The organism is Acinetobacter sp. CFCC 11171, from assembly GCF_003268405.1.
GTDB classification, from domain to species: Bacteria; Pseudomonadota; Gammaproteobacteria; order Pseudomonadales; family Moraxellaceae; genus Acinetobacter; species Acinetobacter amyesii.
On the sequence record NZ_LQXP01000009.1, the window covers coordinates 40659 to 54345 of the forward strand.

General features: G+C 39.1%; 22 protein-coding genes. 15 read left to right on the forward strand and 7 right to left on the reverse strand.

The genetic code is table 11. The features are described 5' to 3' along the window. The 5 genes from AVJ20_RS06230 to AVJ20_RS06250 are packed head-to-tail and all read right to left on the reverse strand — an operon-like array spanning nucleotide 1 to nucleotide 2226. On the reverse strand, nucleotides 1-888 hold the full coding sequence (locus AVJ20_RS06230; RefSeq protein ID WP_111884572.1) for a replication protein: 888 nt from the start codon (nucleotides 886-888) through the stop codon (nucleotides 1-3). Next, nucleotides 885-1193 (reverse strand): hypothetical protein, encoded by a 309-nt coding sequence (locus AVJ20_RS06235; protein ID WP_111884573.1) that lies wholly within the window; start codon nucleotides 1191-1193, stop codon nucleotides 885-887. The genes AVJ20_RS06230 and AVJ20_RS06235 overlap by 4 nt, the downstream gene beginning before the upstream one ends. Next, complete coding sequence (locus tag AVJ20_RS06240) at nucleotides 1190-1441, reverse strand: hypothetical protein (protein ID WP_228157164.1); 252 nt, start codon at nucleotides 1439-1441, stop codon at nucleotides 1190-1192. Before AVJ20_RS06240 ends, AVJ20_RS06235 begins: the two co-directional genes overlap by 4 nt. A 47-nt stretch (nucleotides 1442-1488) precedes the next feature. Then, the gene (locus AVJ20_RS06245) at nucleotides 1489-1989 is read right to left on the reverse strand and encodes a phage regulatory CII family protein (RefSeq protein ID WP_111884574.1); all 501 of its coding nucleotides are present in this window, start codon (nucleotides 1987-1989) and stop codon (nucleotides 1489-1491) included. 57 nt (nucleotides 1990-2046) lie between these two features. Then, on the reverse strand, nucleotides 2047-2226 hold the full coding sequence (locus AVJ20_RS06250; RefSeq protein WP_111884575.1) for a Cro/CI family transcriptional regulator: 180 nt from the start codon (nucleotides 2224-2226) through the stop codon (nucleotides 2047-2049). A gap of 77 nt (nucleotides 2227-2303) precedes the next feature. Between AVJ20_RS06250 and AVJ20_RS06255 the strand changes: the two genes are divergently transcribed. Together AVJ20_RS06255 and AVJ20_RS06260 are read left to right on the forward strand one after the other, a co-directional pair. Continuing rightward, a complete protein-coding gene (locus tag AVJ20_RS06255; protein ID WP_111884576.1) occupies nucleotides 2304-2972 on the forward strand; it encodes a LexA family protein in 669 nt (222 codons plus the stop codon). An 87-nt stretch (nucleotides 2973-3059) separates the two neighbouring features. Further along, nucleotides 3060-3257, forward strand: a complete 198-nt coding sequence (locus AVJ20_RS06260) for a hypothetical protein (RefSeq protein WP_111884577.1) — start codon at nucleotides 3060-3062, stop codon at nucleotides 3255-3257. Here the strand turns inward: AVJ20_RS06260 and AVJ20_RS06265 are convergent. Together AVJ20_RS06265 and AVJ20_RS18630 are read right to left on the reverse strand one after the other, a co-directional pair. Next, nucleotides 3254-3571, reverse strand: coding sequence for a hypothetical protein (locus AVJ20_RS06265; protein WP_111884578.1), 318 nt, complete (start codon nucleotides 3569-3571; stop codon nucleotides 3254-3256). The two genes, AVJ20_RS06260 and AVJ20_RS06265, sit on opposite strands and share 4 nt — an antisense overlap. 19 nt (nucleotides 3572-3590) lie before the next feature. Then, on the reverse strand, nucleotides 3591-3950 hold the full coding sequence (locus AVJ20_RS18630; RefSeq protein WP_228157165.1) for a hypothetical protein: 360 nt from the start codon (nucleotides 3948-3950) through the stop codon (nucleotides 3591-3593). 204 nt (nucleotides 3951-4154) lie between these two features. On the opposite strand from AVJ20_RS18630, the gene AVJ20_RS06275 reads away from it, so the two are divergent. The 13 genes from AVJ20_RS06275 (at nucleotide 4155) to folE (ending at nucleotide 13589) form a co-directional block, all read left to right on the forward strand. Next, nucleotides 4155-4580: a hypothetical protein gene (locus AVJ20_RS06275; RefSeq protein ID WP_228157166.1), complete on the forward strand. Its 426-nt coding sequence runs from the start codon at nucleotides 4155-4157 to the stop codon at nucleotides 4578-4580. After that, nucleotides 4580-5701, forward strand: coding sequence for an ATP-binding protein (locus AVJ20_RS06280; protein WP_111884580.1), 1122 nt, complete (start codon nucleotides 4580-4582; stop codon nucleotides 5699-5701). The genes AVJ20_RS06275 and AVJ20_RS06280 overlap by 1 nt, the downstream gene beginning before the upstream one ends. Beyond that, on the forward strand, nucleotides 5698-6867 hold the full coding sequence (locus AVJ20_RS06285) for a hypothetical protein (protein ID WP_111884581.1): 1170 nt from the start codon (nucleotides 5698-5700) through the stop codon (nucleotides 6865-6867). The genes AVJ20_RS06280 and AVJ20_RS06285 overlap by 4 nt, the downstream gene beginning before the upstream one ends. Nucleotides 6868-7009: 142 nt before the next feature. Beyond that, complete coding sequence (locus AVJ20_RS06290; protein WP_111884582.1) at nucleotides 7010-7249, forward strand: hypothetical protein; 240 nt, start codon at nucleotides 7010-7012, stop codon at nucleotides 7247-7249. Nucleotides 7250-7252: 3 nt separating this feature from the next. After that, the gene (locus tag AVJ20_RS06295) at nucleotides 7253-7852 is read left to right on the forward strand and encodes an HNH endonuclease signature motif containing protein (RefSeq protein ID WP_111884583.1); all 600 of its coding nucleotides are present in this window, start codon (nucleotides 7253-7255) and stop codon (nucleotides 7850-7852) included. Further along, nucleotides 7852-8262, forward strand: coding sequence for a hypothetical protein (locus tag AVJ20_RS18500; protein WP_213066185.1), 411 nt, complete (start codon nucleotides 7852-7854; stop codon nucleotides 8260-8262). Before AVJ20_RS06295 ends, AVJ20_RS18500 begins: the two co-directional genes overlap by 1 nt. Continuing rightward, a complete protein-coding gene (locus AVJ20_RS06305; RefSeq protein WP_111884584.1) occupies nucleotides 8262-8465 on the forward strand; it encodes a helix-turn-helix transcriptional regulator in 204 nt (67 codons plus the stop codon). The genes AVJ20_RS18500 and AVJ20_RS06305 overlap by 1 nt, the downstream gene beginning before the upstream one ends. A gap of 116 nt (nucleotides 8466-8581) precedes the next feature. Next, nucleotides 8582-9166 carry an anthranilate synthase component II gene (locus AVJ20_RS06310; RefSeq protein WP_078190263.1) on the forward strand — a complete coding sequence of 195 codons (585 nt, stop codon included), beginning with the start codon at nucleotides 8582-8584 and terminating at the stop codon, nucleotides 9164-9166. A gap of 18 nt (nucleotides 9167-9184) precedes the next feature. After that, nucleotides 9185-10231: an anthranilate phosphoribosyltransferase gene (gene trpD, locus AVJ20_RS06315; protein WP_111884585.1), complete on the forward strand. Its 1047-nt coding sequence runs from the start codon at nucleotides 9185-9187 to the stop codon at nucleotides 10229-10231. 16 nt (nucleotides 10232-10247) lie between these two features. Continuing rightward, nucleotides 10248-11054 carry an indole-3-glycerol phosphate synthase TrpC gene (trpC, locus tag AVJ20_RS06320; RefSeq protein WP_111884586.1) on the forward strand — a complete coding sequence of 269 codons (807 nt, stop codon included), beginning with the start codon at nucleotides 10248-10250 and terminating at the stop codon, nucleotides 11052-11054. A gap of 106 nt (nucleotides 11055-11160) precedes the next feature. Next, nucleotides 11161-12144 (forward strand): hypothetical protein, encoded by a 984-nt coding sequence (locus AVJ20_RS06325; RefSeq protein WP_111884587.1) that lies wholly within the window; start codon nucleotides 11161-11163, stop codon nucleotides 12142-12144. A 111-nt stretch (nucleotides 12145-12255) separates the two neighbouring features. Continuing rightward, on the forward strand, nucleotides 12256-12945 hold the full coding sequence (locus AVJ20_RS06330; RefSeq protein ID WP_078191970.1) for a Smr/MutS family protein: 690 nt from the start codon (nucleotides 12256-12258) through the stop codon (nucleotides 12943-12945). A 95-nt stretch (nucleotides 12946-13040) separates the two neighbouring features. Next, nucleotides 13041-13589, forward strand: a complete 549-nt coding sequence (gene folE / locus AVJ20_RS06335) for a GTP cyclohydrolase I FolE (protein WP_171319230.1) — start codon at nucleotides 13041-13043, stop codon at nucleotides 13587-13589. Nucleotides 13590-13687 lie beyond the last annotated feature (98 nt).

Sequence of the window (13687 nt, forward strand, 5' to 3'; positions counted from 1 at the left end):
TCAATATCCTCCCACCAAAGCGTAATCATCGGGTGTTACGTCGATAATGCTCGATCCACCTTTTTGATCAAATGACTGAGCGAAATAACTCGGCTCCTGAATTCCAGTCTGGTCTTGCTGCAAATTCTGCTGTTTTGGAGGGAAAACGCCTTGATAGTTTCCAATGATTGAGTTTTCCAAGGATTGGTCTGCCAAAGATCCGTATGACTCGAGTTTTTTCAAAATGAGTTTTACAGCGTTTTCAGTGAGTGGTTTTTTAGACGCTGTTCTCATATCCACAAATTGATTCCATAAATCCTGATTTACCAATCTTGGTAATTCACATGATTTCGGGTCATATGTTTTTTGAGTTTCAACTTTTGGTTTTTTAGTCGAAGGTTGTTCTGAAACACGGATTCTTTTTTTATTTATTTTTTTATTTTGATTAGTGTCTTTTGATAGTGTTTTTTGTGTGTAAAAATTTTTTACTAGGAATGGTAAAAATTCTTTACTAGCGGGGTAAAATTTTTTTACTAGCAGTGGTAAAGAATCTTTACTAGCAATGGCTGCTTTTTCACCTAGTAAATTTTTTTTACTAGGGAATTTCACAGTCCAACCAACACTTGTTTCGTCACCAAGTTTGAAGGTATTTCCATAAATCGTGCTCGGCATTTCTACCAACAAACCAACCTGAATTAACTCGTTTTTTGCTTTGATGACTGTTGGACGGCTCTTACCCGTAATTTCCTCTAACTGGCTTAGTGATATCGAATCCATCACTTTGTTCCATCCGCGTGTTTTACGGCACACCACAAGATAAATCTTGCATGCAGCGTCCGAGATTTGGTTCAGCACTTCGTCCACAAATGCGTTTGGCACTTGAAAGCTATTGGGCGTAAATTGGCTCATTTTGAGTTCACCCCTTCATTAATCTGTATAAAACGTCCAAACATCAAAATCATTTCTGAACGCAGTAAGCTTGAGATAATTTCACCGGCATACCAGGCCGAGATCCGATGTTCATTGGTTAGCATTTCGATAAACTCATCACGTGTGACTGCAGCATTGGCTTCATCACGATTGATCTTGCGTAAGTTGGCCTTTCGGATATCCAATAAACCATTGAGCGTGCGTAGTGCTGGGTCATACCAACTCTGAACGCCCTGCAGGTGTTTATGCTCAGGTTGCTTTTTAATTGCCTTGTTGGTGATCATGGAACCACCGCAAGCGCTTGTTCAGCAGCAGTCAAACGACGTTTAGCCAAGACTTCAGCAACCGTTGCCGGACGCACTAAATGGCTCAGCGCAAAGTTGTGATTTCCATCCAGTAGTACGCCATCACCTTGGACTTTATGTACGGTCATTAGATGGCCTGGTTTGATTGGGTCTGTGAAGACCACGACGTCGCCATTAAGAAACCCTTCGTTTGCCATGTCATTGTTTTGTGGTATATTTGGTTTCATATTCATTGGTTCCATGATTAATGAATCTAAAAGCCTGAGTTCTGACCTCAGGCTTTTTCTATTTCTAAATTTGATGTGTATTTTTTCATTTGCTTAAGCGCAGCCTGATCTACTGCTGCAATCAATTCTGTTAAGCCCTGCGTTAACTGGTGAATTTCTTCATATTCCGCAGGTGTAATAACGCCATCCTCATAAGCCTCATACACAACATGGTTTGCTTTGCCGCTTTTAATGTTGTGTTGCATCATTGCCTCAAAAATTGATAACTCATGATGTTTGCTTGAATCACAACCGACTGGTACAAGCGCATAACCCAACTGATGTGCCCATACGCGTAAAATTTCAGGATTTTGCGTATACATCATGATGGTCTCGAGCTTTTTTAAACTCGGTAAATGGTTTGGCATGCCTACGTTTCCGTAGTTGCAAATCGTGTTATGTGAATCACCAGTAACTTGAGCGATTTCTTTTGGTGAAATCCCCTTGGTCTGATTAATCATTTTAAAAATTGCCGTCTGTGCTTCACGGCTTAGTGTTATTTCTTGCATTGTGAAATCCTTGTTTTATTTCACGTTTATCCAAAACATTGACCGAGTGATAATTGGTTAAGCAACTTGATGCTTTAATGGTTTTTTTCCGCTTGCTAAGTCGCGAATCTGATATTCACGTGCAAGTGGTATTTTGTTTTCTGGCCATTGGTAGACAGCTGGCGGTTTGATTCCAAGCATCTCAGCCAGCTCAACACCATTAACGCCAAGTAGCTCAAAAGCTTCTTGTCTGGTCATTTCGCACACCTTAAAAATAAGATTTCTTAGTATTTAATCAAAGAAAACTTATAAAAGCAACATGTAAGATAACTTATATGGAAAATCAAACTATTGGTCAGCGTATACGTGCGCTTAGACGCTCAAAAAAATTAACTCAAGCGCAGTTAGCTAAGATTGCAGGTGTAAGTTCGCCCGCTGTCACGGAGTGGGAAAAGGATAGTTATTTACCTAAAGCAGCTTCACTTGATGCAATAGCAAGTGAATTAGGTGTGTCTACTGAGTACATTCTTACTGGCAAAGGCGAGTCTTACGGCTCTTTTGGAAATGTAACCCCTGTTGTGTCAAAGATGGCCCCAGTCCTTTCATGGGTGCAGGCAGGTGTATTCACCAGTGTTCAAGCTGTGGATATGTCGCAAGTAGAGGAATGGCTTCCACTTCCTGAAGAATGCACCAACTGTTTTTACTTAAAGGTTCAAGGCATTAGTAACAATCCTGATTTCCTTGAGGGTGACTATATTCTTGTTGATCCCGATGTTTATTACAGTGATATGCAGTCTGGTGACATGATTGTTGTAAGAAGACTTGAAGACGCTACATTTAAGAAATTGGTAATTGAGACTGATGGATCTCGCTACCTTCAGGCGCTAAATCCAAACTTTCAACCCAACATCATTCCTCTAGATGAGGATTGCCATTTTGTAGGTCAAGTTGTTGATTGCATTCGTTATACATATCGCGCTAAGCGCAGAACTAGAGCTAATTAAAAAACAAAACCCAAGCATGAGGGTGCTTGGGTAGTTAAAACTGCGAACCCGACGCAGTCCTTTAAAACAGATCGGGTGGAGAACTGAGTGAAAGATGAGATTAAAAAAGCTTTGGCTATAGAATTAACCAAAGCTAGAATTGCTGATAAGGACCCTATCGCTTTTGATATCACGAGTGCTGATTTATGGGTTGAAACCTACGAGCAATCAGTTAAGGACATCAATAAAGCTGAATACGATTACTGCTTAAAAGCAAACAGCCCAAAATCTAGTGTATTTGATTAATCACACTTAAGGCTTTTGATTAAATTTTCAAGAGCCTGTTTTTGCTCTTCATTATCAATTTCCACAATAAAATCATTCTGGAAAACATACTTTTCCAATTTCTTGGCTTCTTCAATTGCTGTTGCTACATCTAATTTAGATATTTCTATTAATTGCATCACTGTTTCGTGACGCCACTCTTTTCGATTTTGTACTACTTTCATACCTATAAACCTTATCCAATCCACCCTAGCGGTGGGTTTCTTTTTTAAAAAATCCATATTTTCCCTGATATTATGAAGTTGAGACTCTGCACCAACATTGTTCTCAAACATCCATAAATACCGGAGAAAATTATGATTGAAGTTTCTTTGATAAATATTGCAAAAGGCGCCCAAGAGGCTTTGTACTCACATGAATTTGAATGCCTGCCCCGGATCGGCGAATGGTTAAACCTAAAAGGTCAAATTTTTGAAGTTGTAATGATGATTCATCACCCTTCGGATCAATCTGGTCCTGACTTATATTTAAAACACTTAGGCAATGATGTTGATTTAATTGACCATCTGATCCATAAAAACGCAATTTAATCTTTGTTAGATTTTCCACAGTAATCTGTTCAGGGTCAGTAATAAGGATGCCAGTTAAAACTCCTTTTGGTCTATGACTGGCGTTCACGGAAATTAACTCACCCTTACTAGTAATTCCAATCATCTTAAAAGCTCCATCCAACCCACCACCACGGTGGGTTTTCTTTTGTCTATTAAAGCACAAAAATAAGTTTCCAAATAATTAAAATAAGATTTCTTATAAAAACTATTGACTACAAAACTAAGTTTTCTTATATTTATCTCACAGACAACAAAAAAGCACATCGATCTTCGAACCCCGATGTGCTTTGCAAACTGCGAGATAAGTATGAACAAAACCTTAACCCCTTTCAATAGCCTCAAGGTAACACTTGTCGCTGCAACCGTAACAATCGGTGCTTTAGCATGTGCCTATAAGCCTGCTTTAAGTAACACTCAGGTACTTCACAAAAGCATCCCTGAAGTGACTACTGTCGCTGCAATGGAACTCACTTCTAAAAATTCAGGTAATGCTGTTATCCGTTTAGACAACTTCACTCTAGATGTAAGCTTTGACTTTGAACCATTTGAAGACAGCTACGGCGTACCCGGTAGTGAATTTGATACGGCTGAAATTACCCAGCTATCTGTAGATCAGATCTCCGATGAATACGGCAATCCTTTCCCTGACTTCACGGACTACAACGACCACCGCAACATCAATGAAATGTTGGTGCAGCACATGATTAAAAACCGTTTGTTGGGAGAAGTGTGATGACTATTAATATTATTCCGGCAGACCAAGCATTAAATGTCAGTGCCATCATCACTTACATCTATGCAGATCCAGGCCTCGGTAAATCCTCTTTAGGCTTTACTGCTGATAAAGCTGTTTCCTTTGACTTTGACCGTGGTGCTCATCGTACCGGTGAACTTCGTCGTGGTGCAGTAATTCCAGTTCAACAATGGGCTGACGTTGCAGGTCTTACAACTCAAGACTTAGCACCTTACAACACTGTCGTCATTGATACAGTAGGCGCGATGCTTGAATGCATTAAAACCCACCTATTACTTCATCCTAACAACCGGCAGAAAGATGGCGCTTTAAAACTTAAAGCCCAAGGTTTGGCCAATCAAACATTCAAGCAGTATGTGAACACCCTAATCAGCATGGGTAAGGATGTTGTTTTTATTGCTCACGCCTCTGAGGACCAAAATAATGATCAGATCATCTACCGTCCTGACTTAGGCGGTAAGAATAGAAATGAGCTGTACCGTATCGCAGATATGATGGGCTACATGACTACTGTCACTACTGGCGAAGGTAAGAATGCTCGTGTCATCAACTTCAAACCATCTCCCACTCACCATGCAAAAAACTCTGGTGCTCTTGGTGGAGAAACTGGTGAAGTTTGGGTACCTGACTTAAAAACAGAACCGATGTTTTTAGCACAATTAATTTCAGCAGCTAAGGCACACATCAATACATTAACCCCTGCGCAACTGGCTTCAGCAAAAGCACTTGAAGATTTGGAAAACTGGAAACAAAGCTGTGATGAAGCGCTATATGCCAGTGATCTAAACCAGTTAACTGAGTCTCTTGATAAGAGCCATATGTATTACCAAAACATGCGCCAAGCCATGCTACTTAAGGCCAAAGAACTGAATTGTACCTTTGATAAGCATAAAGAAACGTGGATCAGTCCACCTGAATTTAATGGCATATCAGATGCGCAACGTGATGATCTATTAGCCTTCATCGATGAGCGTGGATTAGATACAAAAACTGTATGCGAGCATCTGGGTATAGATTCGCTGATGCAGATCGATGTATCGAAAATTCAAGAAGTAAAACAGGAAATAGATCAAATTGCTAAAGCGGGAGTAAATTCATGATTATCTTAAACGGACAAGAAGCATTTTCTGCGATGGCTGCAGGCCAAAATATTAAATGTCGTCATACTGGATCTGATTTAGATTTCGATAGTATTCGAAATTTCCCTGCGACTGTATTTTTTGACCCTGATCATGAATTCCGTATTGCTGTCGTATATATGACCATTGGTACCATGCAAGTTCCTGAGGCTATATCCGAAGCACCAGCAAAAGGCACACCATGTTTTTCTCCATCACTTTTAACTTCTGAGTTAAGCAAGTCGTTTAAATGGAAGAACTCAGCATCTGACTTAGAGTTACTGACTCGCGGCTTAGTGCATCTTTATGATGAAAATGCAGTTACTCATGCTCAAGCGCTAATTGCGGTGAGTCATGGTTCTCTGAATAAAGAAGAATCCACTGCTGATGTATCTTTTCCTTGGGAAAATGAACCAGCTGCAGAAGCTGAAAATAGCCAAATTCAAACATCAAATGATGTTGAAGAAAAGACATCGGTTGAACCTGCAGTTGAAGAGATTGAAACAGATCCAGTGAAACTGGTTGAAAAGTTCACTATGCAAATTAATGCATGCACCACCAACGAAGCAGTCTTGGCATTACGTCCGGTGTTCATGGCAAATGGTCATTTAGAACGTGAACACACTCAGCACCTATGTAAGTTAACTGAGGGCAAGCTGCTTGAACTAGATCCTGAGCAATACACACCTAAGTCAGACCTTATGGCTGACAACTTGAGTGTTGAAGAACTCAAACGTTTGCAGGTTGAGGCTGAAAAGTTAGTAGCAGATAAAAAGTTAAATTTTGATTCAGCTGAGGTTGACTATCAAAATCTTTTAAATGATCTACTAACACGTGCAACAAATGCTCCAACACCAAGGGAAGCCACGGCCCTTACCGGTTATACACGCAACTGGACTGAAGCACAGCGCAAACCATTGTTGGATGCTATTCATAAGCGCCTACGTGAGCTTGCACCTGCAGAAGCTGAAATTAAGACTCCACCTTCACTGATGGTTCAGATTCAGAATGCACCAAACTTAACGGCATTAGATGCTTTGGAAATCGATGTCTCTGCTCGTAGTCCTGAAATACAACCTAAGTTAATGGACTGCGTTAAAAAGCGTCGCTTCGAGCTTGAGAATCAAGCAAGTGAGGTTGTCCAATGAAATTTAAATACTCAACAATCACCCGAACACTGACAGTGTTCGGGGCAAAAATGGACCATATTTTTCATAACGTCAGTGCTGGTGAAATAGAGGCACTTATCATCGACGCAAAATTTAAAGAAGCGACTTGGAGAGCGTAATCATGAGTACCCCTATGGATTTAAATTCCGTTTTATTTGCCCAACTTGAGCGCCTTAGCAATCCTGATTTAAAGGGTGGTGAACTCGAAGCTGAGATTCAAAAAGCTGAAGCGATTGAAAAAATCAGCGAGCAAGTTATTAAAAATAACAATATGCGTTTAAGTGCTGCAAAACTGGTTGCTGAATATCGAGGTGTTAAAAATCCCGATTCAGTAGAAATCCCACAGAACTTGATCGGGTGATATATGCCAAAATGTGCTGCGATCAACTATACCGGCGAACAGTTGGACTTTATTAAGTCTAACTGTGTTCTAGCTCGGAAAGAGCTGACTGAAAAAGTGAATCTTAAGTTTGGGACGACCTTTACAGTTGATCAAATTAAGTCTTTATGTACACGCAAAAAATGGAATACTGGAAGAACTGGCTGTTTTGAAAAAGGGTTAAGACCTTGGAATACTGGAACTAAAGGCCTCACAACTGCCAATAAAACCAGCTTCAAGAAAGGCCAGATTGCCTGGAATAAAAAACCAATTGACTATGAGCGGATATGCTCTAAAGATGGCTATGTCTTAATAAAAACAGCTGAACCAAATGTTTTTGATTTAAAGCATCGTGTTGTTTGGGAAAAAGCTAATGGTGCTGTGCCTCAAGATCAAGTCATTGCTTTTAAAAATCAAGACAAAACTGATTGTCGTTTAGAAAACTTGATTTTAATGAGTAAGGCGGAAATGGTTCGTTATATCCAAAGCTTCCACAAACTAGCCACACCACAAAGTAACGAGGTGTGTTTGTTAATGGCTAAGATTAAAAATAAAAAACACCAATTAAAGAAACAGGTGGCGTAATGGATATTCAGAGAGAAGAATTTGAGCTTACGTTTCAGAAGACTAGCTTTTGTAAAAATATGGTTAAGTCCCTTGAAAATAGTGACTGCCCTTTTACATCAGTTTTCGAAATGCGCAATGGTAAATATCGCAGCTCATATGTTCAATTGTCATTTGAAATTTGGCAAGCAGCCAAAGCCCAAGCGGTGCCAGCAGGGTTTGTTTTGGTTAAGAAAGAGTTGCCTGAGCAGATTGCGGAAAAAATGGCGATTGATCACATCGATAAGCCAAGACACGAGAATAATCCGGTTTGGAGTGAAATTGCGGAGCAATCATATAAGGATCAGGTCAAATCTAAAAAGTGGGAATTTTGGCGTGATTATAAAGCCATGATTGAAGCACAGGTAAAAAGTTTAAAGGAGGTGTCTTGATGGAAATTGATCGTCGAGTTCGGGCTAATGATTTTATGAAACTTCTCTCTGTTGGGAAAACTAAGTTCTATAGAATGTTAAAGCAAGGAGAGCTTCCCGAGCCAATTCGTTTAAGTGAAAAAGATGTTTTTTGGCACGAATCTCAAGTGAAGAAAGAAGTCGAAAAATACAAACAAGAATCTGATAATATAGCCTGCACTTAGCAGGCTTTATATTTTGTGCCTAATTTAAGTTGAAGTTCTTAAAACGGGTAACGTTACGGGTAACAAAAAAACGTTAAACAAAATATTAGTATAAATTTCTTAGGGATACGCTAGATATGCTTCTCATGATCGACAATTATGACTCTTTTACCTACAACATCGTCCAATATTTTGGCGAGTTAAATCAGGAAGTAAAAGTTGTACGTAACGATGCCGTGACATTGGAAGATATCGAGCGATGGCAACCGAAGTATTTAGTCATTGGTCCTGGCCCTTGTTCGCCAAGTGAAGCAGGTATTTCAATTCCTGCGATTCAACACTTTGCGGGAAAAATTCCTTTACTGGGTGTGTGTTTAGGCCACCAAGCCATAGGACAAGCTTTTGGCGGCGATATTATTCGCGCTAAAAAAGTGATGCACGGTCGTTTATCTGACATGTATCACAGCGATCAAGGTATTTTCAGTAACCTCCCTTCTCCATTTTCCGCAACGCGTTATCACTCTTTGGTGATTGATCAAGCGACTTTGCCTGAATGTTTAGAAGTGACCTGCTGGACCAATGAAGAAGATGGCACGATGGAAGAAATCATGGGCGTTAAACATAAGACATTGCCTGTCGAAGGCGTGCAGTTTCACCCTGAATCGATTCTTAGTGAACATGGCCATCAAATCTTTAAAAACTTCTTAGAAATTTACGCTTAATCGAGTGCAAAAAATATTATGAATATTCAACAAGCTTTAAATAACATCACGAAAAATATTGAACTCACTCAACCTCAAATGGAAGAAGTGATGCGTACCATTATGCAAGGTGAAGCGACCGATGCGCAAATTGGCGCACTCATGATGGGCTTACGCCAAAAAGGTGAAAGTATTGATGAAATTACTGCCGCAGCACGTGTAATGCGTGAATTTGCGATCAAAATTGATGTCAGTGATTTACCACATTTGGTGGATATCGTTGGTACAGGTGGTGATGGTCAAAACTTATTTAACATCTCTACTGCGTCTAGTTTTGTTATTGCAGCAGCAGGTGCAACTATTGCTAAACATGGTGGTCGTGGTGTTTCATCAAAATCAGGCTCTTCTGATCTTTTAGAACAAGCAGGAATTAACCTTGACCTTAACATGCAGCAAACTGAACGCTGTATTCGTGAAATGGGCGTGGGTTTCCTCTTTGCCCCTAATCATCATAAAGCCATGAAATATGCTGCTGGTCCACGTAAAGAATTGGGCTTCCGTAGTATTTTCAACCTACTTGGCCCGCTTACGAATCCGGCCGGCGTAAAACGTTTTGTGATTGGTGTTTTCTCTACAGAATTATGTCGTCCTATGGCTGAAGTTTTAAAACAGCTTGGTGCAGAACATGTCTTGGTGGTGCATTCTAAAGATGGTTTAGATGAAATTAGCCTTGCATCAAGTACTTATGTTGCAGAACTCAAAGATGGCGAAGTCACTGAATGGGAAATTCAACCGGAAGCTGTAGATATCGAATCGCAAACCTTAACAGGTCTATCTGTAGATAGTGCTGCTGAAAGTCTAAAATTGATCAAAGATGCTTTAGGTAAAAATAAATCTGCACTCGGTGATAAAGCCGCGAATATGATTGCCCTAAATGCAGGCGCAGGCATTTATGTTTCAGGCTTAACCAAAAGCTATAAACAAGGTGTTGCATTAGCACATGACATTATCTATGGCGGTCAAGCCTTAGAAAAAATGGGCATTTTGTCTGAATTTACGAAAACTTTAAAAGAATACGAAGCTTAAGATTAGGACACAGATCATGGTAGATATCGCCAATACAATTTTGGGTAAAATTGTTGACCGTAAAAAAGAAGAATTTGCAGCCCGTCTTAAACAACATAGCTATAAAGATGTCGAAGAGCTAGCTCAAGCAGCTACACCTGTTCGAGGTTTTGCACAAAACCTCGGCTCTAAACGTCCGGGGGTGATTGCTGAAATTAAAAAGGCATCACCATCGAAAGGCATCATTCGTGAAAACTTTAACCCTGCTGAAATTGCGCAGCAGTATCAAGATGCTGGTGCGGCATGTTTGTCTGTTCTCACCGATGTGGATTTTTTCCAAGGTGCCGATGAAAACATTCAGATTGCACGTACGAACTGTGACTTACCTGCGCTACGTAAAGATTTTTTGATTGATCCATATGGTGTAATTGAAGCACGCGCTTTACATGCGGACTGTATTTTATTAATCGTGGCTTGTTTATCTGATCAACAACTCGAAGAAATGTCGAAAACTGCTTTTGAGCACAATCTCGACGTATTGGTTGAAGTACATGACGAAGAAGAACTTGAGCGTGCAATGCGTCTTTCTGACAACTGTCTACTTGGCGTCAATAACCGCAATCTAAAAACTTTTGATGTTGACCTCAATACATCATTACGTTTGAAGAAGTTACTTGAACCTTCTCGCCTGCTGGTGACAGAAAGCGGTATTGCAACACCTGCTGATGTCGCGATGATGCAAGAACATGATATTCATGCATTCTTGGTCGGTGAAAGTTTTATGAAGCAGCCACGCCCTGATCAGGCGTTTAAGGAGCTGTTTGGTGTGCCTGATAAAATATAAATGAAATATGTAGGGTGAGTTCGCTCACCCTTTTTCTACTTTGCATCCATATTAAAAAAATTACACATCCTTTTTATAATTTTTATTCAATTGAGAATTAAAAATAATGAAGTCGATTATTTCTTCTACTCTTCTATTCATTTCATTAATCTTGGTTTCACTACACCAGATAAGTTGGGCAAAAAATATAACTCTGTATACTGGCTCACCGTATCATATTGACCAAAATCATATCCTCTACTTCAATATTTCCACTATGCCCGAAGGCATCATTGCTGCGCAGATTGACCTAAATCAAATTTTTCCAAATATAAATACTAACGTGCTAAAGGGCAAAAATTATGATTTCAATAAGAATCAAATTGAAATCATTAGTTATCAAGGCTTACCAATAGTCATTAATTACTCAATCAATACTAAAAACAAGAATATTGAAAATTCAACCTATTTTTCTATTTCTAAAGGACATAAAAATTCTTTATCAAAACCAATCAATATTAAATCTCACCCTATTTCCATGGAAAAATTAAATCATTTTGAACAGATTTTTTATAAAGATACCCCTCATTTATTGAAAAAGAATTTAGCTGATGAGCCATATTTAATAAATATATTCATGTTCCATGCAGCAATAAATGATTTTGATGATATGAATGATTTTTTCCAAAATGCGATAAAGAACCTGACACAGAAAAATGATATTGATAATTATGAAAAAGCCAAAAATTTGTATCTTGAATATTTAAATTTTGATGAAAACAATGAATTTTATGATACCACCTTAATTATGGCGACTATCGAGCACACAGATATTTCTTTCATCAAAAAAATGAAGCTGAGAAAAATAAATGAACTTGTAGTAGATGAAGTTGAACCACAAACATATTATTTCACTAGATGCTCCCCATTAGGTAAAGCTATCCGCCTAAATCAATATCAGATAATTTCTTATTTACTTGAAAAAGGCGCTTCAACCGAAATCGTGTGTATTTCTAAATTTAATGAAGAACAATCAGCATTAGCTCTTGCGGAACAATATAAAAATAAAAAAGTTATTAAATTAATTAATTCAACTTTGAAGCCCAAATAGGACTTGTAATGAATTAAGAGATCTTCTTTATATAAAGTCTTTCCAGTTCAAATCAGTGCCATTTAAGGCTATAATTGCACTAAATTTTTGTATATTTCCCGTTTTTTCATTATGAGCAAACACGATTCTTCGCTTTCAAAAGATCAGTACAACCTACTGAAATCTTTTAAAAAGCAAATTACGAATCCACATTCCTCAACGATTGCTAAACAGCCTGAGCCAACGCCAAAGACTGTTGAACAAGAGCAGGAAGAAGACTTCGCGCTTTTCCAAAAGCAAATGCAAGGTGTTCAAAAAATGAATGCAGGAAATATTGCAAAAATGGAAAAAGTGGGTCGTAAAAAACCTGATGCGCAAACGTTGGCTAAACGTGCTGCTGCAATTGGTCCTATGGAAACAGATGATGCATTACTTTCTGATACGCAAGCGATGCTCAACCCTGTTGCCAGTCAAGCTGCTTTAAGCTATCGCATTGCAACCTTACAACATAAAGTTTTTGAAGATTTGAAAGCTGGTAATCTACGTTGGTTTGAAGCTGTCGACTTACACGGTTGCACTGTTGAAGAAGCCCGTTCTGCCGTGCTGCAAATTATTCAAATGGCGAAAGATGACAATCAAAACGTCATTAAAATTGTGCATGGCAAAGGTCCAGAAGCAATTTTAAAAACTTATGTAAATAGTTGGTTACGTCAACATCGTGATGTATTGGCATTTGTGAGCGCCCCAGAAAAACAAGGCGGCACAGGTGCTGTACTGGTTCTGCTTAAACGTGCAGAAAAAAACCCACAGTTTAAACAATAATCGGATTTAACTCCAAAAGAAGGCATTGTAATAGTTTTCTGCTACAATGCCGTCCTTGTTCAATCTCTCAGTGTAAGTGAACACGTCTTATGTCTATGCAGCAATCCTACGCAAATATCCTAACTGCCGTTGGTGAAGATCTGAATCGCCCGGGTCTTAAAGATACGCCTATGCGTGCTGCTAAAGCTTTTTCATATCTTACTTCTGGTTATAGCCAGACACTTGAAGAAGTGACCAACAATGCGGTTTTCCCATCCTATAACCGTGAAATGGTCTTAGTTAAGAATATTGAATTCTATTCATTGTGTGAGCACCATTTATTGCCTTTTTATGGCCGTGTACATATTGCTTATCTCCCAGAAGGCAATGTTTTAGGTTTATCAAAATTCGCACGTATTACAGAAATGTTTGCCCGTCGCTTACAAATTCAGGAAAACCTCACTCAGCAGATCGCTGAAGCTGTGGCTGAAGTGACTGGTGCACGTGGTGTTGCTGTGGTGATTGATTCAGCTCACATGTGCATGATGATGCGTGGTGTAGGTAAACAAGAGTCTACAACCCGTACCGTTTCTTTTGTCGGTGACTTTAAAACCAATAAAGAAGAACGTCGTGAATTTTTAAGTGCTGTGCCTGAAAGCTATTAATAGAACATTCAGCGTTAGCTCTTCAAAAAAAGCCTCAAACTCTTGAGGCTTTTTCTATTTATGTTTTAATGTCGCCAATCGTTTGCTTTGATAGCAAA